We start from the raw sequence: 19158 nt of genomic DNA, 5'->3' as shown, positions 1-19158 counted from the left end.
CCTCCCTGGCGTCGTTCAATGCGCCGCAGTGTGTTGCTCATGCTGCGGCTGGAACAGACGCCCACGCTCGGCAATCAGCACCAGGACGATGGCGAGCAAGCCGAGCCCTGCATAGCCGGCCGCCAGCGGTGTCGTGGTGCCGTCGAACGCCTGTCCGATGATCACGCCCACCACCGCGCCTCCGAATGTCTGAAAGAAGGCCTGCACCGATGACGCCGTGCCGGCCATGCGGCCGAGCGGCTCCATGGCGAGCGAATTGAAGTTCGAGCCGATCCAACCGAACTGGAACATGATCAGCGCAAACAGGCCGATGAACAGCCACAGGGGCAGTTCTCCCACGAGCGATAGGGTGAGCCAGATGGTCGCCACAATGGTCAGGCCGATCACCGCACCATGCGACAGTCGGCGCATGCCAACCCGAACCACCAGCCTGGAGTTCAGGAAGGAGGATAGCGACATCATCAAGGCAATCGCGGCGAAGATCACCGGGAACCAGACGCCGACGCCATATATACCGACATAGACCTGCTGGGCCGAATTGATGAAACCGAACAGCGCGCCGAAGACCAGCGTCGACGCCAGCGTGTAGCACAGGGAGATGCGTGTGGTGACGACCATACGGAAAGCCTGGCCGATCGAAGCGAAGGTCAGCGGACGCCGCTCGCTCTGCGCCAACGTTTCGGGCATGCGCATCGCTGCCCATATCGTGATGACAAGGGCAACGATAGCCATGCACAGGAAGATCATGTGCCATTCGCTGAAGATCATGATGGCCTGGCCGAGGGCCGGCGCAATCACCGGGATGACCATGAAGACCATGAAGACCAGCGACATGATCTCCGCCATCTGCCGGCCGGCATAACGGTCCCGCACCATGGAAATGGCGATGACGCGTGTCGATGCCGCCCCAGCGCCCTGGATGAAGCGAAGAACCAGAAGCGTCTCGAAGTTGGGTGCGAAAGCTGCGGCAAATGCCGCCGCAACATAGACGCCGAGACCGAAAAGCAGTGGCCCGCGCCGACCGAAGCGGTCAGAGATCGGGCCGTAAGGCAACAGCGCCAGCGCCATGCCGCCGAAATAGGCGGAGATGACATACTGCCGGTGGTTTTCGCTTTCCACGCCAAGGCTGTCGCCCATCTGCTGCAGCGCCGGCAGCATGATGTCGATGGCCAGCGCATTCGTGGCCATCAGCGCTGCGGCCAGCGCGATAAATTCCCATCGCGGAATGGAGATCGGTTGCGCTGGGGTGGTCGTTGAGCGCTGGTCCATAATAAAGTCCGTTCAAAAAGCAAAATGCGCCAGAGAATCCCGGCGCATTCGAAACATGGTCGGTCGATGATCGTTCCCGGCACAAAGCCGGGACGTCTCAATCTCAGGCAGCGCCTTTGACGCTGACGCCTTTTTCAGTGAAGAATGTCTGCAATTCGCCGGCCTGGAACATTTCGCGGACGATGTCGCAACCGCCGACAAACTCGCCCTTGACATAGAGCTGCGGAATGGTCGGCCAGTTGGAATAGTCTTTGATGCCCTGGCGCAGATCGGCTGATTCCAGAACGTTGACGCCCTTATAGTCGACGCCGAGATAGTCGAGAATCTGCACGACCTGACCGGAAAACCCGCACTGCGGGAAGCCGGGGGTGCCTTTCATGAAGACGACCACATCGGTGCTCTTCACTTCGCTGTCGATGAAATCGTTGATACCGCTCATGGAAAAACCTTTCATGCCTTTGGGAGCAAGGCTTGGAAATCGTTACCTTCAAATAACCCCATCTTCCGGTTGAAACAAGACTTTGGTGAAAGCGGTCTTCCGGCCAGGCAAGCAGGTAGCAACATCCATGTCTTTTGCGCTGATGTCATTGAACGGTGCCCGTCCATGAGCCGAAGGGTGCTCTGGCTCTCGCTGCTCGCCATCATGATTCTGGTGGGCGGCGCGTCTCTGCGCCTCGGAATGGCACCGCCGCGCAAGATCGCCCAGACAGATGCGCAGCTTCCCGCGCCATGCCGCAAACTGCGTTTTGAGGCTGTGGACTACATCGTCTGCACCATCGATATGCAGCGTCTCGACATCCAGATGTCGCTCAACGACGAGGCGGGAAAGCCCTACCGTTCGCTGAAGCGGCATGACGCCATAATGGCGCAAAAATTCCGCCGGCCGATCCTGTCGATGAACGCTGGCATGTATCACGAAGATGTGTCTGCCGTCGGCCTTCTGGTCGAGCATGGTCGGGAAACCCATCCCATTGAGCTCGCGGATGGTGAAGGCAATTTCTTTCTGAAGCCAAATGGCGTCTTCAGCGTCGGAAACGATGGTACGGCTGCGATTTCAGAAAGCTCAGCCTATGCCGCTGTGCCGCGGAACGCCGCCTTCGCAACGCAGTCTGGCCCAATGCTGGTCATAAACGGCGCGCTGCACCCGCGATTCGAACCGGACGGTGCGTCGCGCTTTATCCGCAACGGTGTCGGCGTTCGCGATCCCAACACCGTAGTTCTGGCGATTTCCCGCCAGCCCGTCAGTTTCGGTAGCTTCGCGCGGCTGTTTAGGAATGAACTTGACTGCCCAAACGCGCTGTATTTCGACGGCGTGGTCTCGGCGATGACGAATGGTACCGAGCATGTGATTGGCGGCGGGTATCCGGCAGGGCCGATCCTGTCTGTTTTTGAAAAGTAGAAAGCGTCAATCGGGGATGCTCGTCTGCAGCGCCAAAGCGTGCAGAACGCCGCCCATATTGCCCTTCAGGGCGTTGTAGACCATCTGGTGCTGCTGCACCCGGCTCTTGCCGCGAAAGCTCTCGGAAACGACCTCGGCGGCATAGTGGTCGCCGTCGCCTGCCAAATCCCGGATCGTGACTGTGGCATCCGGAATGCCCTCCTTGATCAGCTTCTCAATGTCGCGGGCGTCCATTGCCAATGGGATAGTCTCCGATTTCACTGCTTCGGCAGGATAGGTGGGAAGGTCGGGCGCGGTCAATTGTTCTCCGCCCGATCTCCATGTCAATTCAACTCGCGAGTTCACCCGCCATGAAGGCCGGGAACCAGCCTTCATGAGCCGCCTTGAGGTCGGCGACCGCGATAGCGCGCGCTTCTCCAAGCTTGAGCGCGGTGCCGCCGGTGCTGCCGATCCAGGGCGCGAAGATGCCGAGCTGCTTCTGCTCGGCCAGCATTGCGTTGAAGTCCTCTCCCTGCGGATCGATGTTGAGGGTCACAAGATAGCGGCCCTGGTCTTCGCCAAAGAACTGCGGGATCGGATCGCCATTGTTCAACTGGTTGACGGTGGCGCCGATGCCGGAGGCCATCGCCATTTCAGCCAAGGCAACGCCCAGCCCGCCATCCGAAACGTCGTGCACGGCGGTCGCCACGCCGGAGCGGATCAGCTTGCGGACGTAGTCGCCGACCTTGCGCTCATGGGCGAGGTCGACCGGCGGCGGGGGACCGTCGGTGCGGCCGTGCAGGTCGCGCATATAGATGGACTGCGCGAGATGCGTGCCCCACCAATCGGGCGCGCCGACCAAAAGGATCATCTCGCCTTCAGCGGCGAAACCGGAGCGTGCCATCTTGGCCCAATCGTCGATCAGGCCGACGCCGCCGATGGTCGGGGTCGGCAGGATGCCCTGGCCATTGGTCTCGTTGTAGAGCGAGACGTTGCCCGACACGATCGGGAAGTCGAGCGCACGGCAGGCCTCGCCGATGCCCTGGATGGCCTTGACGAGTTGGCCCATGATTTCGGGGCGCTCGGGATTGCCGAAATTGAGGTTGTCGGTGGCCGCCAGGGGCAGGGCGCCTGTAGCCGTCAGGTTGCGCCAGCATTCGGCCACGGCCTGCTTGCCGCCCTCGAACGGGTCGGCCTCACAGTACCGCGGTGTTACGTCCGATGAGAAGGCCAGCGCCTTTGTGTCGTGACCTTCGACGCGCACCACGCCGCCGTCGCCGCCGGGGCGCTGCAGCGAATTGCCCTGGATCATGGTGTCGTATTGTTCCCAGACCCAGCGGCGGCTCGACAGATCCGGTCCGCCCAGGAGTTTGAGCAGCGCGTCGGCGACGTCGGCCTGGGGAATGTCGTCCTTGGCAAGCGGCGCGCGCGGCGTCGGTTCGGTCCAGGGGCGGTCATATTCCGGAGCTTGATCGCCCAGATCCTTGATTGGCAGATTGGCGACTTCCTGGCCCTGATGCAGGATGCGGAAACGCAGGTCGTCGGTGGTCTTGCCGACGATGGCGAAGTCGAGGCCCCATTTGCGGAAGATCGCTTCGGCTTCTTCTTCCTTTTCGGGCTTCAGCACCATGAGCATGCGCTCCTGGCTCTCCGACAGCATCATCTCATAGGCGCTCATGCGCTCTTCGCGCACCGGCACTCTATCCAGATCGAGCTCGATGCCGAGGTCGCCCTTGGCGCCCATTTCGACAGCCGAACAGGTCAGCCCGGCCGCACCCATGTCCTGGATGGCGATGACCGCGCCCGACGCCATGAGTTCGAGACAGGCTTCCAGCAGGCATTTCTCGGTGAAGGGGTCGCCCACCTGCACGGTGGGACGCTTTTCCTCGATTTTGTCGTCGAATTCGGCGGAGGCCATGGTCGCCCCGCCGACACCGTCGCGGCCAGTCTTGGCGCCGAGATAGACGACCGGCAAACCGACGCCCTTGGCTTCAGAGAGGAAGATGGCATCGGTCTTGGCGAGCCCGGCGGCGAAGGCGTTGACGAGGATGTTACCGTTGTAGCGCGGGTCGAAATTAACCTCGCCGCCTACCGTCGGCACGCCGAAGGAATTGCCGTACCCGCCAACGCCCGACACCACACCGGAGACGAGGTGGCGGGTCTTGGGATGATCCGGCGCACCGAAGCGTAGCGCGTTCATCGCCGCGACGGGCCGGGCACCCATCGTGAAGACGTCGCGCAGAATGCCGCCGACGCCAGTCGCAGCGCCCTGGTAAGGCTCGATATAGGAGGGATGGTTGTGGCTCTCCATCTTGAAGACCACGCAGTCGCCATCGCCGATATCGACGACACCGGCATTTTCGCCCGGTCCCTGAATGACGCGCTCGCCCCTGGTCGGAAGCGTCTTGAGCCACTTCTTGGACGACTTGTAGGAACAATGCTCGTTCCACATCGCCGAGAAGATGCCAAGCTCGGTGAAGGTAGGCTCGCGGCCGACGAGATCGAGAATGCGCTGATATTCGTCCGGCTTCAGGCCGTGGGCCTTGATCAGCTCTGCAGTGATCGGGACGTCGTTCTGGATGGTCATGGGGCTCGTAGAATCCGTTGGAACACCTTTGCGAGGCTCCATAGCGCAAGCGCGGGCGGGGATATACCGCCAATGGCCAGAAATTCACCGGGAAAGCAAGGTTTCGGGCATTCTCGCTGCGTTTGGGTCAGCCGAAACTATCGTAGCCGGCGCTGCCTTCGTCCAAAAGCCTGCGGATGGCGCGCAGGCCCCGTTCGGTTTCCGCATGCGTGCGGGTGGACGATACACCCAGGCGGACCCGGTGATAGACGCGGTCGGATCGTCCGGCCTTGAACTCGTCCTCGTCGTCGATCAGCAGGCCTTGTTCATAGGCGGCGTTCTTGAAGGTGCCGGAGTGCCACGGCTCGGGAACGGCCAGCCACAGAAACGGGATGTTGGCGACGGAATTGAAGTCATATCCGTCAAGAAGCGCACGCGCCATCGCGAGACGGGTGTTGATCTCGACGATGGAGCGGTTCCGGATGGCAGTGGCTTGTCCGGAACACACCAACTGGGCACACAATTCCGCGAGAACGAACGGCATGCCGCCGGTCATCATCTTGTGCGCCACGCGAATGCTGTGCCGGTAGTGCGGGGGGCAGGAGAGCCAGCCGCCGCGCACGCCTGCCGCCACAGACTTGGACAATCCCCCAACCACCAGAGTGCGCTCTGGAGCGAACTCGGCCAGAAGCGGCGTTGGGTCGTCCGTCAGCGCGCCGTAGAGATCGTCTTCGATCAGAATCACATTGTATTTGCGCGCGATCTCGGCGACCGCCGCCCTACGCTCCCGTGGCATGATCGTTACGCTGGGGTTCTGCGCAGTGGGCATCAGGAACGCCATCTTGGGATGTTTTTGGGCACAAACGCGTTCAAAATCGTCGGGATCAAGCCCTTGCTCATCCGCATTCACCAGCGCCAGCCGTCGCCCAATCAACGCCGCCGTGCGCGAAATTTGCGTATAAGTCAGGTGCTCGAAGACGACATAATCGCCCGGTGACGTCAGTGCCGAAATCGCAGCCGCCACGGCCGCATGGGCGCCAAGGGTCGGCACGATCGTATCGGCGCTTGGGCGAAAACCGTTGCGCGACAGCCATTGCTGCCCGGCCTCGAACCAGTGCTGGGGAAATGTTCTTGTATAGCTGCTCACATCGTCAGGGTAATTCCGGCTTATTGACGCCAGCATTGTCTCGATTGCACCGCTTTGGCCGACATTGGGTGCTGCCGTGCTGTCGAAGCGCAGCTTGCCGACTGGTGCTTCGATAAAGCGGGTTCCTTCCTGCCGGGGTTCGACGGGCTCTGCCGCGATGTCCTCCTCGGTCCCGCCGCTTCTCGCGAGGATATAGGTGCCTCGTCCCACCTCGCCGCTGACCAATCCTCGTTCACGCAACAGCGCATAGGCTCTGCCTACGGTGCCGATTGTGACGCCGATGTCATAGGCCAAATTGCGCTGAGGCGGCAGTTTCGTGCCGGATTTCAGCGCGCCGCTATCGATATCGGACTCGATCCGGTCGGCAAGTCGCAAATAAAGCGGTCCGTCGCCGCTGGAGAGGTTGAGAGTCCAATTTGTCATGGTGACAATTAATATATTGCCTTCAATATAGAGTCAATTCATATCGTCGTTACGCACAATGGAAGCAATACGGTGATAAAGATGAGTACAATAGATACAATATCTCCGCCGCTGAGGAGAGTGTCCAAGATATCGCGCGATTATAGCCGCACCATAGCGGCTTTCATCGGCAAAGGGTTCATCTGGCTCGCTTGGCGACTGGAACGGCGGCGTACCCGTCTGGCACTGCTCAACATGACGGATGAACAACTCTGGGATGTCGGCATATCGCGCGCCGACGCCTACCGCGAAGGTATTCGCTCGTTCCTCGATTGATCGAATTGGCCGAAGCGCGGCGCGTCAGGCAGCAATGCCGCAGCCAGCATCGCCAGAGCGCCAGCGGGCGATATCGGCGTTGATGCGGGATCCGACCGACTGGCTCAAAAGCGGGCCAAAGGTCTCGACCTGGCTGGAATTGCCGCGCGCCTGCACGACGAGCGCCGGCAATCCGCCGTAGTTCTTCGCGGGGACAACCAGGAAGCGGGGCGTGCCGGTGAACGAGTTCAGTTCATTCGCCATGCGATAGTTGCGGAAAGCCGGATCCTTGCTGGCGAACCAGCATTTATGAGCGGCGATGGCCACCTGTTCCATGCTGCGCAGCGCGGCACTCTTCCCGGTCGGGGCCGGGGCCGGGGTCTGCTTCTCGGACTGACAGGCCGAAAGCGATACCAAGGCAGCGAGCACAGCGACGAACGTAAACTTGACGCGCATGAGGCGGCCTTTCTGCGGAGCCATCGGTCCAAAGCGGATCGGGATTGCATATCGGATAACGGCAGGCCGATAACAACTTCTTAAAGCGTGGTACTCCGACGCCGCTGCTCGCACTTATGCCGCTGTTTTGAGCCCGAGAGCGCTTTCGAACAAAGCGCGTCCGTCACTGCCGCCGTGCGCGGCTTCGATCAGGTTTTCGGGGTGCGGCATCATGCCGAGCACGTTGCCGTCCTTGCTGACGATGCCGGCAATATCATTGAGCGAGCCGTTGGGATTGGTGCCCTCGGCGTAGCGGAACACGACTTGGCCTTCGCCTTCCAGCCGCGACAACGTATCGGTATCGGCAAAATAGTTGCCGTCGTGATGCGCAACAGGGCAGCGGATGATCTGGTTCTGTGTATAGCCGCGGGTGAACGCAGTGTTGGCGTTCGTCACTTGCAGCTTGACCTCGCGGCAGACGAACTTCAGCGAGGTGTTGCGCATCAGGGCGCCCGGCAGCAGGCCGGCTTCGACCAGGATCTGAAAACCGTTGCAGACACCGATCACCTGAACGCCCTTCGCCGCCTTTTCGGCGACCGCCTTCAGCACCGGCATGCGGGCAGCGATCGCACCGCAGCGCAGATAGTCGCCATAGGAAAAGCCGCCGGGAATGACGATCAGGTCAACATCCGGGATGTCCGTATCCGTCTGCCACACCGTAACAGGCGCCTTGCCGGAAATCTTGGTCAGCGCCGCGATCATGTCGCGGTCGCGGTTGAGGCCTGGGAGGAGAACGACGGCTGATTTCATGAGTTTTGATCGTAAGGCTTCTGTGATTGTTCTGCGAATTCGTGCAGTTCTAGGCGACGCTCGATGCGGTCAAGACGTTCGTCATGGCGATCCAGCCTTCGGTTAACACCAGCCAGCGCCTCTTCGGTATTGGTCATGCGCTTTTTTATCTCTCGAAGATCGAACTTGACCTCGGAAATATCTGCATGAACACGCTTCAGTAGTTCATACATCAACTCGTTTGTGACGCCGGTTTCCATTTAATTGTCTCAGCGACTGTCGAATTTAGCTGCTAGCTTATGATCGATACGTAACAATTGGTCGCCTTGCATTTTCAGTGTGTCAAAATACCGCGGGTGCCACTCTGAAGCTGTGCCAATTCTTGGATGACATCCGCGATTTCACACTTGATATCTGTCATTTCGTTGGCAATGAGCTCAAGCTCCTGAGCTAAACTGTAAATCTCACCCTTTGTGACTCTCGTCACCGATGCCTTGCCTGCAACCTCAGATAAGCGTCACACTATAATTCTCAATCACTGTATTCGCCAGAAGCTTGTCGCACATCGCCTTGATTTCCGCTTCCGCATTGGCGGCGTCCGTGCTGGAAAGCTCGACGTCGAAAACCTTGCCTTGGCGTACGGAGCCTACGCCGTCAAAGCCGAGGCCGCCCAGCGCGCCTTCGATTGCCTTGCCCTGAGGGTCCAGAACGCCGTTCTTGAGGGTGACGATGACGCGCGCTTTGATCACTGAACTCGGTCTCCGAAGATAGGTCTTGAATGCGAAGCGGGGCGGCCGGTCGGGCGGTCGCCCCAAATTGTATTAGTGCTTGACCAGCGTCGGCCCGGTCGGGCGCGGCGGCTCGTTCTCGTTCATGATGCCGAGACGGCGGGCCACTTCCTGATAGGCTTCGACGAGACCGCCCATGTCGCGGCGGAAACGGTCCTTGTCGAGCTTGTCCTGGGTGGCGACGTCCCACAGCCGGCAGCTGTCCGGCGAGATTTCGTCGGCGACGACGATGCGCATCATCTCGCCTTCATAAAGGCGGCCGCATTCCATCTTGAAGTCGACGAGCTGGATTCCGACGCCGAGGAACAGGCCGGAGAGAAAGTCGTTGACGCGGATGGCAAGCGCCATGATGTCGTCGATTTCCTGCGGGCTGGCCCAGCCGAAGGCTGTGATGTGCTCTTCAGACACCATCGGGTCGTCGAGCGCGTCCGCCTTGTAATAAAACTCGATGATCGAGCGCGGCAGGACGGTGCCTTCCTCGATGCCCAGGCGCTTGGCCAGCGAACCGGCGGCGACGTTGCGCACGACAACTTCGAGCGGGATGATCTCGACTTCCTTGATCAGCTGCTCGCGCATGTTGATGCGGCGAATGAAGTGCGTGGGAATGCCCATCCGGTTGAGATGGCTGAAAATGTGCTCGGAAATGCGGTTGTTGAGCACACCCTTGCCATCGACGACTTCGTGCTTCTTGTTGTTGAAAGCGGTGGCGTCGTCTTTGAAGAACTGGATCAGCGTGCCTGGCTCGGGTCCTTCATAAAGGATCTTTGCCTTGCCTTCGTAGATGCGGCGGCGACTCTTCATGTGACTGGTTCTCTGGTTTGGAGGCCGTCCGGCAGTATTGCCGGCTCCTTTCCCGCGCGGCGTGCCGCAGCGGCAGTGGGTTTCAAGGCCGGTCTCTATCGCAATCGGACCTTTAGCTCAATCAACATTTCTGGCCAATTGGCCTCAATCGACCCCTTTCCCCGACGAATTGACGCGCCGCCGCATGGCGGAAGGCATTGACCGCGGCGCAGCCTTTTGGTTTGTGAAGCGCCAACCACGTTTAACCTTGGCCGAATCGGCAGATATCTGGAGGCTTCGATGACCAATATGAAGGATCGCGAAGAGGGTTTCGAGCGCAAGTTCGCCTTCGACGAGGAACTGCGGTTTAAGGCGAATGCCCGCCGCAACAAGGCGCTTGGCCTTTGGGCTGCCGAAAAGCTCGGCAAGACAGGTGCGGACGCGGATGCTTACGCTAAGGAAGTCATCGTCTCCGACATACAGGAGGCAGGCGACCATGACGTGTTCCGCAAGATTCGCGCCGACTTCGATGCCGCCGGCGTCGACCAGTCCGACCACCAGATTCGCCGCACCATGGACGAACTGATGGCGGTGGCAGTCGCACAAATCCAAAACAGCTGAGGCAGCCAACACCGGACCGTGCGATGACATTGATCGAGCGCCTGAAGGCTGATCTGACGACCATAACCGCTTGGTCGACTGTGCCCGACGCCCTCACGGTCGAGATTCTGTCCGGGCAGGGGTTCGACGCCGTCACGCTCGACATGCAGCATGGGGGCCATAATGAAGACAGCGTGCTGCGCTGCCTTCTTCCTGTTGCTGCTGCGGGAAAGCCGTCGCTGGTGCGTATTCCGGTCGGTCGCTTCGACATGGCCAGCCGCGCCCTCGATTTCGGCGCGGATGCGGTCATCGCTCCCATGATCAACACCATTGAGGACGCACGCCGTTTTGCCGCGGCGACGAAATATCCGCCTGTCGGTGAACGGTCTTGGGGGCCGACCTATGCCGCACCCCGCCGCAACAGCCCAGGCCCGGCCGCCTGGTTGCGCGATTCCAACGCCGCAACCGTGTCTTTCGCGATGATCGAGACGCGGGCCGCACTCGGGATTGTCGACGATATCTGGCAATCCCGGGCATCGACGGCATCTTTGTCGGTCCTTCGGATTTTTCCATCGCCTGGACCGATGGCGCCGAAATCAACCCATCGCTTGAAGACATGATGGAGGCGATTGCCTCCATCGCCGCTAAGACCAGGGCGGCGGGAAAATATGCAGCGATCTACATCGTCGATCCAGCCTTGACGGGGAGAATGGTCGAGATGGGCTATCGCTTGCTGGCGACCGGTTCGGAACAGCAGGTCATGGCGCTTGGGGCAAAGTCGCTGCTTGGCACCATGCGCAGCACGATTGGTTAAAACTAGAGCGTTTCCTGCTTAGATTGAATCGTTCTGCCGGAGGAAATTCGGGACAAGGTCGAGGGATGAGGCGAGGTCGTAGTGGTGCTACGGCCGAGCCGAGGCCCGAAGGATTTGGCCCGAATTAACCCGGCCCGAAGGGTTTCCCGCTGGCGGGCGCCCGCTGTGTCAGCCGGCTTGCCCGATGCACCACATCGGGACTGCGCCGCCTTCCTGGCGGATCGCCTCGCCATCGGAGGCGTAGCGAACCGCTTCAATCTAAACAGGAAACGCTCTAGCCTTCCAGCCGAGACAGGAACTGCGCGAAGACCATCGAGCCTTCCGGCCATGGGCCGTGGCCTGAATCGCTGTTGAGATGCCCAGCCTCGCCCGCATCGATGAACAGTGAGCCCCAGGCCGCCGCAATATCTTCGGCCACGTCGTAGTCGCAATAGGGATCGTTTCGGCTGGCAATGAGCACCGACGGAAAAGGCAGCGGGTCGCGCGGATAAGGCCCGAAGGTCATCAGATGCTTTGGCCGGATGTCCGGATTTGCCACGTCGGGCGGGGCGACGAAGAATGCGCCGGCGATACGGCTCTTGATCCTGGGTAGTGCGTGGATCGCGGTCGGTACGCCGAGCGAATGCGCCACCAACACCAGCGGGCGCTCAGCCTGGTTTGCGGCCGCTACGACCGTGTCCGTCCAGTCTTCGCGCACCGGTTTAACCCACTCTTCCTGCTCGATGCGGCGCGCGGTAGACAAACGTTGTTCCCACCGGCTCTGCCAGTGGTCCGGCCCGGAATTCGTGTAGCCGGGAATGATCAGGATATCTGCGTCTTTGACCTTCATGACGCGGATGTAGCGACGACACCCGCTTGGTGCAACCGGGTAATTTACCCCTGTCGTATCCATTAAATGAACACGGTGTTCGATTTGCGCTGTCTTGTGTGAACGATGGCAATTGTCGACATAGGAGGCAACGGATGCTGCAACTTTGCAGGCATCATCGAGCCACGGAGCCGAGCATGAGCACCCTTCCTTTTTCCGCCACCACGCCGACGAGCGTGTCGCGTGTCGGCCTGACCGCACGCGATGCGGAAGCCCTCGCCACCTACTACCGCACGGTGGTCGGCCTTCAGGAATTGTCGCGCGATGGCTCAGTCATCACATTGGGATCGCCGAATCGGGCGCTGCTCGATATCCAGTCGGACAAAAACGCGCTGCCGGACGATCCACGTGCCGCAGGTTTGTTCCACACCGCGTTTCTGTTGCCGTCACGCGCAGATCTCGGCCGATGGATACAGCACGCCATCGACAACAAGATCCAGATTGGCGGCGCGTCGGACCATCGCGTTTCCGAAGCGCTTTATCTGACCGATCCTGAGGGCAACGGCATTGAAATCTACGCAGACCGTCCCGCTGATACATGGACCTGGAGCGGCGGCGAGGTGGGCATGTCAACAGAGCGGCTTGATATTGCTTCCGTGCTCGCGGACGTGCCGGAGGGCGATGCCGGCTGGCAGGGCGTCCCGGAAAACGGCGTTGTCGGTCATGTCCATCTTCGCGTCGGCAACCCCGTTGATGCGGAAGATTTCTGGAAGCGCGAATTCGGCTTCGATGCCGTAGCCCATTATGGCTCGGCGGCGGTCTTCCTGTCGTCAGGCGGCTATCACCACCATATCGGCGCCAACACCTGGCAAAGTGCCGGCGCTGGCCGCCGCAAATCAGGGCTCACCGGTTTGAGCTGGGTGGAAATGCGGTCTTCCGAAATCTCCGCCGAGACCGTCAAGGAAGATCCATGGGGCACGGTGATCCGTACAGTGCCCGGCCTGCCGGGCTGAGTGTTCTGGCAAAAACGCCCTCGCTCGGAAATCCCGGGCGAGGGCGTCTTGTCAGCTAATCGTGGCGCGTTCAGGCCTCCCCGAACACCCGCTTGAAGATCGTGTCGACATGCTTGGTGTGATAGCCGAGATCGAATTTCTCACGGATTTCGGCTTCCGGCAGGGCATCGGTCACTTCCTTGTCACCAAGAAGTTCTTCGAGGAAGTCAGCGCCCTGTTCCCAGACGCGCATGGCGTTGCGCTGCACCAGCCGGTAGGCATCCTCGCGGCTCACGCCAGCCTGGGTCAAGGCCAGCAGCACGCGCTGCGAATGCACCAGCCCGCGGAACTTGTTGAGGTTCTTGTCCATGTTCTCGGGATAGACCAAAAGCTTGTCGATTACGCCAGTCAGGCGCGCCAACGCAAAGTCGAGCGTGATGGTGGCGTCCGGGCCTATCATGCGCTCGACCGAAGAATGCGAGATATCGCGCTCGTGCCAAAGCGCCACATTCTCCATCGCCGGCAACGCGTAGGAGCGTACCATCCGGGCGAGACCCGTCAGGTTTTCGGTCAGCACAGGGTTGCGCTTGTGCGGCATCGCCGACGAGCCCTTCTGGCCCGGCGAGAAATACTCTTCCGCCTCCAGCACCTCGGTGCGCTGCAGATGGCGGATTTCCACCGACAGCCGCTCGACCGACGAGGCGATGACGCCCAGCGTGGCAAAGAACATCGCATGGCGGTCGCGGGGGATGACCTGTGTGGACACAGGTTCCGGCTTCAGGCCGAGCTTGGCGGCGACGTGTTCTTCGACGCGCGGGTCGATATTCGCGAAGGTGCCGACTGCGCCCGAGATCGCGCAGGTGGCGATGTCTTCGCGCGCATGCACCAGGCGCTCGCGGCAGCGCGAGAATTCGGCATAAGCCTGCGCCAGCTTGACGCCAAAGGTGGTCGGCTCGGCATGGATGCCGTGGCTGCGGCCGATGGTGACGGTGTCTTTATGCTCGAAAGCGCGGCGCTTGAGGGCTGCCAGCAGCGCGTCGAGATCGGCCAGCAGCAGGTCGGAGGCGCGAGTCAACTGCACGCTGAAACAGGTGTCGAGCACGTCGGACGACGTCATGCCCTGGTGGATAAAGCGCGAGTCCGGGCCGACAAACTCGGCCAGATGCGTCAGGAATGCGATGACGTCATGCTTGGTGACACGCTCGATCTCGTCGATCTTGTCGACGTCGAACGTCGCCGCTGAGCCCTTCTCCCAGATGGTCTTTGCCGCCTCCTTGGGGATCACGCCGATCTCGGCCAGAGCGTCGCAGGCATAGGCTTCGATCTCGAACCAGATGCGGAAGCGGGTCTCGGGCGACCAGATGGCGACCATCTCGGGCCGTGAGTAGCGAGGGATCATGGCAGGGTATCCAGCGTTTCGTTGGCGTCGCCGCTCCCTAACAGAGGCGGCGGCAATGCTCAACGCCGGGATTGCCGGAAGCGGCCTATTCCCCCGCCCAATAGCCCGTATTGGCGATCCAGCGGTGATCCGGACCCTCAAAACCCTGCCGGATAACGGTGATCAGCACTGCATAAGCCATCTTGTCGTCTGGTGTGAAGAAGGTTTGTACGCCTCCGATCCGATAGCCGGTGGCGCAGCCCCGGCTTTGCGGAATGGATGTATCCTCGTGCAGCATTTCCGTCTTGCCGCCGTCTTTCGTGTGGATACCGATCAGCCGATATCCCTTGGTAGGGCCGACGCCGCCGTCACAGAAGTTCGGGCCTTTGAGCGGAAACTCCTCGAGGAGGACTTCCATATTTGCGTCGATTGGCGGGAACACTGGGCGCGGATTGACGACCATGTGGTGGGGATCGGCACTCACCTCCGTCACCGCGTTGAAACCCGCGAGAAAGCCAGGATTTTCAGCCAGTTCCTGGTTGCTCAGAATGGCATTTCCCTTTTCGCCGACCTGCGCGCGCACAGCATAGAGCGGCTTGATCTCGTCCTCGAACAGCACGCGGATCGGGGTGCCGGCTACGAAATCGTCCTTGGCGATGTCGACATAGAAGCGGTTCGAATAGGGAAAGCCCGAACCGTCCTGTATGCCGTATTCCTCGAAGGCGAAGACCTTGCCGTCTTTGCTGAAGCCGAGCACGGACAAGTTAGCAGTGTCGCCAGCTTGCGCGGGCGCAGCGTAAGCGAGAGAAAGGAAGGCGATGGCCAGGGTTTTTCTGCTCACAAAACGTTCCTTCTCAGTTGGCATGAGATGCCCCCTCATCCGGCCCTCCGGGCCACCTTTTCCCCGCGGGGAGAAGGGACTGGCGCTGCGATGATCATTTTCCTCTCCCCAGCGGGGAGAGGGTGGCCGAGCGGAGCGGAGGCCGGGTGAGGGGGTATACGCGGAGTCTTTCCGCAACCGAGTTCATGACTCTGCCAGTCCCAGGCTCGACCAGGTCCGGTTCACATCTCCAGCCTCCGCGGTCGCAGCATAGACGCCGCGCGCAATAGCGCGCGCCATTGTCGCCGCCGCCGCCGCATAAACCTCGGTCAGCTGGATCGGGTCGAGCTCGATGCCGCTGCTGCCGGTCGCAACCCCGAAGATGAGGTCGCCATCCATCGGCGTGTGCACTGGCCATATCGCACGGGCGTAGCCGTCATGCGCTGAAATGGCGAGCCGCTTGGCGCCTGCTTTGCTAAGGACGGCGTCGGTGGCGATGATGGCGATGGTGGTGTTGGCGAGCGGATCGCGCAGCTTGGTGTAAAGCGCTGTTGTATCGTGCGGCAGCGGCGCGGGCAGGCCCAGACCGCCGAACTCCTCGCCGATCTCGAACGGCGCCGCCCAGAAATGCTTTGTCTTGCCCACTGTCGCCGAGCCGACCGGATTGGCGGCCACCAGCGCGCCGACCGTGACGCCGTTATCCAAGCGGGTGGAAGCCGAGCCGAGCCCGCCCTTGAGCAAAGCCGTCGTCGCGCCTGAACCCGCGCCGATGGTTCCGAGCTCGAAATCCTCAGAAGCGTTCTGCACGGCTTGGTAGCCAAGGTCGCGATAAGGCGGGAAGCGGTCCCAGTTCTTGTCGCCGCCATTGATCAGGTCGAACAGGATGGCGGACGGAACGATTGGCACCTTCTGGCCACCGACATCGAAACCGATGCCGCGCTCGCGCAATGCAGCCTGCACCCCCGAAGCGGAATCCAGGCCGAAGGCCGAGCCGCCGGAAAGCACCAGCGCATGGACAGCTTCCACCGTGTTGTGCGGTTCAAGAAGTTCGGTGTCACGCGTACCGGGCGCGCCGCCGAGAACCTGCACCGAAGCGGTGGCCGCCGGATCGCACAGAAGGACAGTCACGCCGGATTTGAGCCTGGCGTCCGAGGCGTTGCCGACCTTCAGTCCCGCGACGTCGGTGATCAGGTTTTTAGGGCCGGTCTTGAAGCTCATTGGTCCTCCAGGGGGATGAATGTGCTGCCATCGAAACGAAAGGTGCGGAACGGGTTGTCCGCCAGGTCGCCTTTGGTGTCGAAGCGAATCGGTCCGACTGCTGTCTCGAATGTTTCAGTGCCCAGCGTCTTCAGCGCATCGGCGCTGGATTTGCCTGCTTGAGCCACGATTTCCACACCGGCATAGGCTGGCAGCATGTAGCCTTCGGGGATGATGTCCGCGGTACGGAACCGCCTGGCCACCGATGCCGGAGCCGCTTCCGCCAGATCGGGCAAGCCGATCATGATGGTGCCAGGCGCAATCGCTGCGGTGCCAGTCGGCATGCGCAGCGTTTCTCCGCCGGCAAAGGTCATCGAAGCACCCATGCCCTTGGCGTCGCGCGCCATGATGGCGATGTCGTCAGCATCGCCGCCGACAAAGACATGGGTAGCACCGGACCGTCGCAGACGTCCGACGAGCCCAACCTGGTTTTCCATGGCAGGCCGGAAGGTGTCGACCATCACGGCTTTCAACCCGGCCTGTTCGGCGGCGGCTCGAAAGCTTTCCGCGAGTTCGCGACCGTAGATGGTACCGTCGTCGACGATGGCGAAAAGCTCATCGCGCCACAGCCGCGTCATCAGCGTGCCCACGGCATCGCGCTCGCTGTCGGCGCGCGGTCCGAGCCGGTAAACCGGCCAGTCCGTCTTTTCGCGCGTGTCTGTCAGACCGTTGGCGCGCACGCCAAGCGTGATCGCCGGAATGCCGGCATCCTTGAGCAAGGGAAGGGCAGCTATGGCTGCCTCGTTGCAGAGGAAGCCCACAACCGCCGTCACCTTGGCGGAGATCAATGCTTCGGCTGCCGCCTTGCCTCCTTCCTCTGTGCATGCGTCGTCGGCTACGACGACATTCAGCTTGAGGGCGCTGGCGGCTAGACGCCCACCGGTCTCGACCTGGCGACCGAGAATCTGCATCGGCCCGCTGAGAGGTGCAACGATACCCACGGTCTGCGCCAATGCGCTGCCCGCCGTCGTGCCGAGGCACAATCCCGCCAAAAGGCCGATAGTTGCGGCCGCCCGTCGCATGCGCTCGATAGCTCCCCGTGTTTTTCGCACACCTAAAGGCTGCGTTGCACAAGTGCAACATGCCATTTCACGGCGTTGGCTGCATGCTTTTCTTGTGACCGATTGCCACGCGCCATATATGAGTTCGATACTCTGGTCGGGAATGACGATGTGCTGAAGAAATACGAAGTCGGGCCGCAGGCCTATCGCGACGCGATGAGCCGATATGCAGGCGCTGTGCAGGTGATCACCACCGACGGCGCTGCAGGCAAACGCGGAACGACCGTCATAGCCGCCTGCTCGGTTTCGGACACCCCACCGACGGTTCTGGTCTGCGTCAACCGGGAAAACCCGTCCAACGAGCTCTTTATCAGGAATGGTACCTTCGCTCTCAACACGCTTGCAGCCAAGCATGAGCCTCTTGCTGTCGCCTTTTCCGGCGTGACCAGGCTGTCACCGGAAGAACGTTTCGCGAAAGCCGAATGGGATGTCATTGCCACCGGTGCGCCGGCGTTGACGGATGCAATCTCGGTGTTCGACTGCGAAATTTTCGACAGCAAGGATATCGGCACCCATCGTGTGCTTTTTGGCAAGGTGACAGGCCTCCGCATCGGCGATAACTTGCGCCCGCTGCTCTACCATGACCGCAGCTACCACATTCTGTGACCCATGCCGGGATGGCAATGGAGAAGACATGACCGAGCCGCTTCCTGCACCGCAATCCATCGACGAGACGCTGGCAGTGCTGACCGGCGCCGATTATGTCGCCGACCGGGCACTGGCGACGGTGCTATTCCTCAGCCTGCGCATGAACCGCCCGCTCTTCCTTGAGGGCGAGGCTGGTGTCGGCAAGACCGAGATCGCCAAGGTTCTGGCGTCCGCGCTCGGCCGTCGCCTGATCCGCCTGCAGTGCTATGAAGGCCTCGACGTCTCCTCCGCCGTCTATGAATGGAACTATGCGGCGCAGATGATCGAAATCCGTATGGAGGAAGCATCGGGCGCGGTCGACCGCCAAGGTATGGAAAAGAACGTCTTTTCCGAAAAATATCTTATCCGCCGCCCCGTTCTCGAAGCCTTGACGGGCAAGGCGGGTGCAGCGCCCGTCTTCCTCATCGACGAATTGGATCGCACCGACGAGGCCTTCGAGGCCTTCCTGCTCGAAATCCTGTCCGACTATCAGGTCACGGTGCCCGAACTCGGTACCATCAAGGCGGAAGAGCCGCCTATCGTCATCATCACCACCAACCGAACGCGCGAGATCCACGACGCACTCAAGCGCCGCTGCCTGTATCACTGGGTCGACTACCCCACGGCCGAACGCGAACTGGAAATCGTTCGCCGCAAGGTGCCCGATGCGGCATCGAAGCTGTCGGAGGAGGTCGTGCGCTTCGTCCAGAAACTGCGCCAGATCGATCTCTTCAAGGTACCCGGCGTGGCTGAAACCATTGACTGGGCTGGTGCGCTCACCGAACTCGACAAGATCGCGCTCGACCCCGAGACGATCTCCGACACCATCGGCGTGCTGCTGAAATACCAGGACGATATCGCTCGCATCGACAAGGGCGAGGGCCGCCGCATCCTCAACGAGGTGAAGGCGGAACTGTCGGCGGCGGAGTAGA

21 protein-coding genes and 1 pseudogene are annotated in these 19158 nt (G+C 61.1%); 7 read left to right on the top strand and 15 right to left on the bottom strand.

Annotation, left to right across the window (positions count from 1 at the left end; translation table 11 throughout):
- Window positions 1-15 precede the first annotated feature (15 nt).
- Both ICI42_RS18435 and grxD read right to left on the bottom strand, forming a co-directional pair.
- Window positions 16-1269 (bottom strand): multidrug effflux MFS transporter, encoded by a 1254-nt coding sequence (locus ICI42_RS18435; RefSeq protein ID WP_188166072.1) that lies wholly within the window; start codon window positions 1267-1269, stop codon window positions 16-18.
- Window positions 1270-1372: 103 nt separating this feature from the next.
- Window positions 1373-1708: a Grx4 family monothiol glutaredoxin gene (grxD, locus tag ICI42_RS18430; RefSeq protein WP_188166071.1), complete on the bottom strand. Its 336-nt coding sequence runs from the start codon at window positions 1706-1708 to the stop codon at window positions 1373-1375.
- Between the two features lie 165 nt (window positions 1709-1873).
- Between grxD and ICI42_RS18425 the strand changes: the two genes are divergently transcribed.
- The gene (locus ICI42_RS18425) at window positions 1874-2668 is read left to right on the top strand and encodes a phosphodiester glycosidase family protein (protein WP_230980436.1); all 795 of its coding nucleotides are present in this window, start codon (window positions 1874-1876) and stop codon (window positions 2666-2668) included.
- Window positions 2669-2674: 6 nt separating this feature from the next.
- Here ICI42_RS18425 and ICI42_RS18420 read toward each other — a convergent pair whose 3' ends face one another.
- The 3 genes from ICI42_RS18420 to ICI42_RS18410 all read right to left on the bottom strand — a co-directional run bounded on the left by ICI42_RS18420 (window position 2675) and on the right by ICI42_RS18410 (window position 6783).
- Window positions 2675-2908, bottom strand: a complete 234-nt coding sequence (locus ICI42_RS18420) for a BolA/IbaG family iron-sulfur metabolism protein (RefSeq protein ID WP_188166155.1) — start codon at window positions 2906-2908, stop codon at window positions 2675-2677.
- A gap of 88 nt (window positions 2909-2996) precedes the next feature.
- Entirely contained in the window at window positions 2997-5234 is a 2238-nt protein-coding gene (gene purL, locus ICI42_RS18415) for a phosphoribosylformylglycinamidine synthase subunit PurL (RefSeq protein ID WP_188166070.1), read from the bottom strand.
- A gap of 127 nt (window positions 5235-5361) precedes the next feature.
- On the bottom strand, window positions 5362-6783 hold the full coding sequence (locus tag ICI42_RS18410) for an aminotransferase-like domain-containing protein (RefSeq protein WP_188166069.1): 1422 nt from the start codon (window positions 6781-6783) through the stop codon (window positions 5362-5364).
- A gap of 120 nt (window positions 6784-6903) precedes the next feature.
- Between ICI42_RS18410 and ICI42_RS18405 the strand changes: the two genes are divergently transcribed.
- Window positions 6904-7098, top strand: a complete 195-nt coding sequence (locus tag ICI42_RS18405) for a DUF1127 domain-containing protein (protein ID WP_407945181.1) — start codon at window positions 6904-6906, stop codon at window positions 7096-7098.
- A gap of 24 nt (window positions 7099-7122) precedes the next feature.
- Here ICI42_RS18405 and ICI42_RS18400 read toward each other — a convergent pair whose 3' ends face one another.
- The 5 genes from ICI42_RS18400 to purC form a co-directional block, all read right to left on the bottom strand.
- On the bottom strand, window positions 7123-7533 hold the full coding sequence (locus ICI42_RS18400) for a hypothetical protein (RefSeq protein WP_188166067.1): 411 nt from the start codon (window positions 7531-7533) through the stop codon (window positions 7123-7125).
- Window positions 7534-7647: 114 nt separating this feature from the next.
- A complete protein-coding gene (purQ, locus tag ICI42_RS18395; RefSeq protein ID WP_188166066.1) occupies window positions 7648-8322 on the bottom strand; it encodes a phosphoribosylformylglycinamidine synthase subunit PurQ in 675 nt (224 codons plus the stop codon).
- Window positions 8319-8561, bottom strand: a complete 243-nt coding sequence (locus tag ICI42_RS18390; RefSeq protein ID WP_188166065.1) for a hypothetical protein — start codon at window positions 8559-8561, stop codon at window positions 8319-8321. Before ICI42_RS18390 ends, purQ begins: the two co-directional genes overlap by 4 nt.
- A 246-nt stretch (window positions 8562-8807) precedes the next feature.
- Complete coding sequence (gene purS / locus ICI42_RS18385; protein WP_188166064.1) at window positions 8808-9050, bottom strand: phosphoribosylformylglycinamidine synthase subunit PurS; 243 nt, start codon at window positions 9048-9050, stop codon at window positions 8808-8810.
- 72 nt (window positions 9051-9122) lie between these two features.
- Window positions 9123-9890 carry a phosphoribosylaminoimidazolesuccinocarboxamide synthase gene (gene purC, locus ICI42_RS18380; RefSeq protein WP_188166063.1) on the bottom strand — a complete coding sequence of 256 codons (768 nt, stop codon included), beginning with the start codon at window positions 9888-9890 and terminating at the stop codon, window positions 9123-9125.
- 279 nt (window positions 9891-10169) lie between these two features.
- Here purC and ICI42_RS18375 point away from each other — a divergent pair, with 279 nt between their 5' ends.
- Window positions 10170-10490, top strand: coding sequence for a DUF1476 domain-containing protein (locus tag ICI42_RS18375; RefSeq protein ID WP_188166062.1), 321 nt, complete (start codon window positions 10170-10172; stop codon window positions 10488-10490).
- Between the two features lie 23 nt (window positions 10491-10513).
- Window positions 10514-11283, top strand: a pseudogene (locus ICI42_RS18370) (HpcH/HpaI aldolase family protein).
- Between the two features lie 274 nt (window positions 11284-11557).
- Here ICI42_RS18370 and ICI42_RS18365 read toward each other — a convergent pair.
- Complete coding sequence (locus tag ICI42_RS18365) at window positions 11558-12112, bottom strand: RBBP9/YdeN family alpha/beta hydrolase (RefSeq protein ID WP_188166061.1); 555 nt, start codon at window positions 12110-12112, stop codon at window positions 11558-11560.
- Between the two features lie 176 nt (window positions 12113-12288).
- Here ICI42_RS18365 and ICI42_RS18360 point away from each other — a divergent pair, with 176 nt between their 5' ends.
- Entirely contained in the window at window positions 12289-13104 is an 816-nt protein-coding gene (locus tag ICI42_RS18360; RefSeq protein ID WP_188166060.1) for a VOC family protein, read from the top strand.
- 70 nt (window positions 13105-13174) lie between these two features.
- Here ICI42_RS18360 and purB read toward each other — a convergent pair whose 3' ends face one another.
- The 4 genes from purB to ICI42_RS18340 all read right to left on the bottom strand — a co-directional run bounded on the left by purB (window position 13175) and on the right by ICI42_RS18340 (window position 17560).
- Window positions 13175-14482, bottom strand: coding sequence for an adenylosuccinate lyase (gene purB / locus ICI42_RS18355; protein ID WP_188166059.1), 1308 nt, complete (start codon window positions 14480-14482; stop codon window positions 13175-13177).
- Between the two features lie 85 nt (window positions 14483-14567).
- On the bottom strand, window positions 14568-15302 hold the full coding sequence (locus ICI42_RS18350) for a DUF2259 domain-containing protein (protein WP_330999195.1): 735 nt from the start codon (window positions 15300-15302) through the stop codon (window positions 14568-14570).
- A 183-nt stretch (window positions 15303-15485) separates the two neighbouring features.
- Complete coding sequence (locus ICI42_RS18345) at window positions 15486-16499, bottom strand: P1 family peptidase (protein WP_188166057.1); 1014 nt, start codon at window positions 16497-16499, stop codon at window positions 15486-15488.
- Window positions 16496-17560, bottom strand: coding sequence for a branched-chain amino acid ABC transporter substrate-binding protein (locus tag ICI42_RS18340; protein WP_188166056.1), 1065 nt, complete (start codon window positions 17558-17560; stop codon window positions 16496-16498). Before ICI42_RS18340 ends, ICI42_RS18345 begins: the two co-directional genes overlap by 4 nt.
- A gap of 150 nt (window positions 17561-17710) precedes the next feature.
- Here ICI42_RS18340 and ICI42_RS18335 point away from each other — a divergent pair, with 150 nt between their 5' ends.
- Window positions 17711-18205, top strand: coding sequence for a flavin reductase (locus tag ICI42_RS18335; protein WP_188166055.1), 495 nt, complete (start codon window positions 17711-17713; stop codon window positions 18203-18205).
- Between the two features lie 28 nt (window positions 18206-18233).
- Entirely contained in the window at window positions 18234-19157 is a 924-nt protein-coding gene (locus ICI42_RS18330) for an AAA family ATPase (protein WP_188166054.1), read from the top strand.
- The last annotated feature ends 1 nt before the right edge of the window (window position 19158 follow it).

Source organism: Oryzicola mucosus, from assembly GCF_014534685.1.
Lineage (GTDB): Bacteria > Pseudomonadota > Alphaproteobacteria > Rhizobiales > Rhizobiaceae > Oryzicola > Oryzicola mucosus.
The sequence above is the reverse complement of the archived record's forward strand: the minus strand, read 5'-3'. Positions and strand labels throughout refer to the sequence as shown.

Bases quoted from the DNA above. Each gene is read 5' to 3' on its own strand.
- ICI42_RS18435 (WP_188166072.1), bottom strand. From the start codon at position 1,269: ATGGACCAGCGCTCAACGACCACCCCAGCGCAACCGATCTCCATTCCG.
- grxD (WP_188166071.1), bottom strand. From the start codon at position 1,708: ATGAGCGGTATCAACGATTTCATCGACAGCGAAGTGAAGAGCACCGAT.
- ICI42_RS18425 (WP_230980436.1), top strand. From the start codon at position 1,874: ATGAGCCGAAGGGTGCTCTGGCTCTCGCTGCTCGCCATCATGATTCTG.
- purL (WP_188166070.1), bottom strand. From the start codon at position 5,234: ATGACCATCCAGAACGACGTCCCGATCACTGCAGAGCTGATCAAGGCC.
- ICI42_RS18410 (WP_188166069.1), bottom strand. From the start codon at position 6,783: ATGACAAATTGGACTCTCAACCTCTCCAGCGGCGACGGACCGCTTTAT.
- ICI42_RS18400 (WP_188166067.1), bottom strand. From the start codon at position 7,533: ATGCGCGTCAAGTTTACGTTCGTCGCTGTGCTCGCTGCCTTGGTATCG.
- purQ (WP_188166066.1), bottom strand. From the start codon at position 8,322: ATGAAATCAGCCGTCGTTCTCCTCCCAGGCCTCAACCGCGACCGCGAC.
- ICI42_RS18390 (WP_188166065.1), bottom strand. From the start codon at position 8,561: ATGGAAACCGGCGTCACAAACGAGTTGATGTATGAACTACTGAAGCGT.
- purC (WP_188166063.1), bottom strand. From the start codon at position 9,890: ATGAAGAGTCGCCGCCGCATCTACGAAGGCAAGGCAAAGATCCTTTAT.
- ICI42_RS18375 (WP_188166062.1), top strand. From the start codon at position 10,170: ATGACCAATATGAAGGATCGCGAAGAGGGTTTCGAGCGCAAGTTCGCC.
- ICI42_RS18365 (WP_188166061.1), bottom strand. From the start codon at position 12,112: ATGAAGGTCAAAGACGCAGATATCCTGATCATTCCCGGCTACACGAAT.
- ICI42_RS18360 (WP_188166060.1), top strand. From the start codon at position 12,289: ATGAGCACCCTTCCTTTTTCCGCCACCACGCCGACGAGCGTGTCGCGT.
- purB (WP_188166059.1), bottom strand. From the start codon at position 14,482: ATGATCCCTCGCTACTCACGGCCCGAGATGGTCGCCATCTGGTCGCCC.
- ICI42_RS18345 (WP_188166057.1), bottom strand. From the start codon at position 16,499: ATGAGCTTCAAGACCGGCCCTAAAAACCTGATCACCGACGTCGCGGGA.
- ICI42_RS18340 (WP_188166056.1), bottom strand. From the start codon at position 17,560: ATGCGACGGGCGGCCGCAACTATCGGCCTTTTGGCGGGATTGTGCCTC.
- ICI42_RS18330 (WP_188166054.1), top strand. From the start codon at position 18,234: ATGACCGAGCCGCTTCCTGCACCGCAATCCATCGACGAGACGCTGGCA.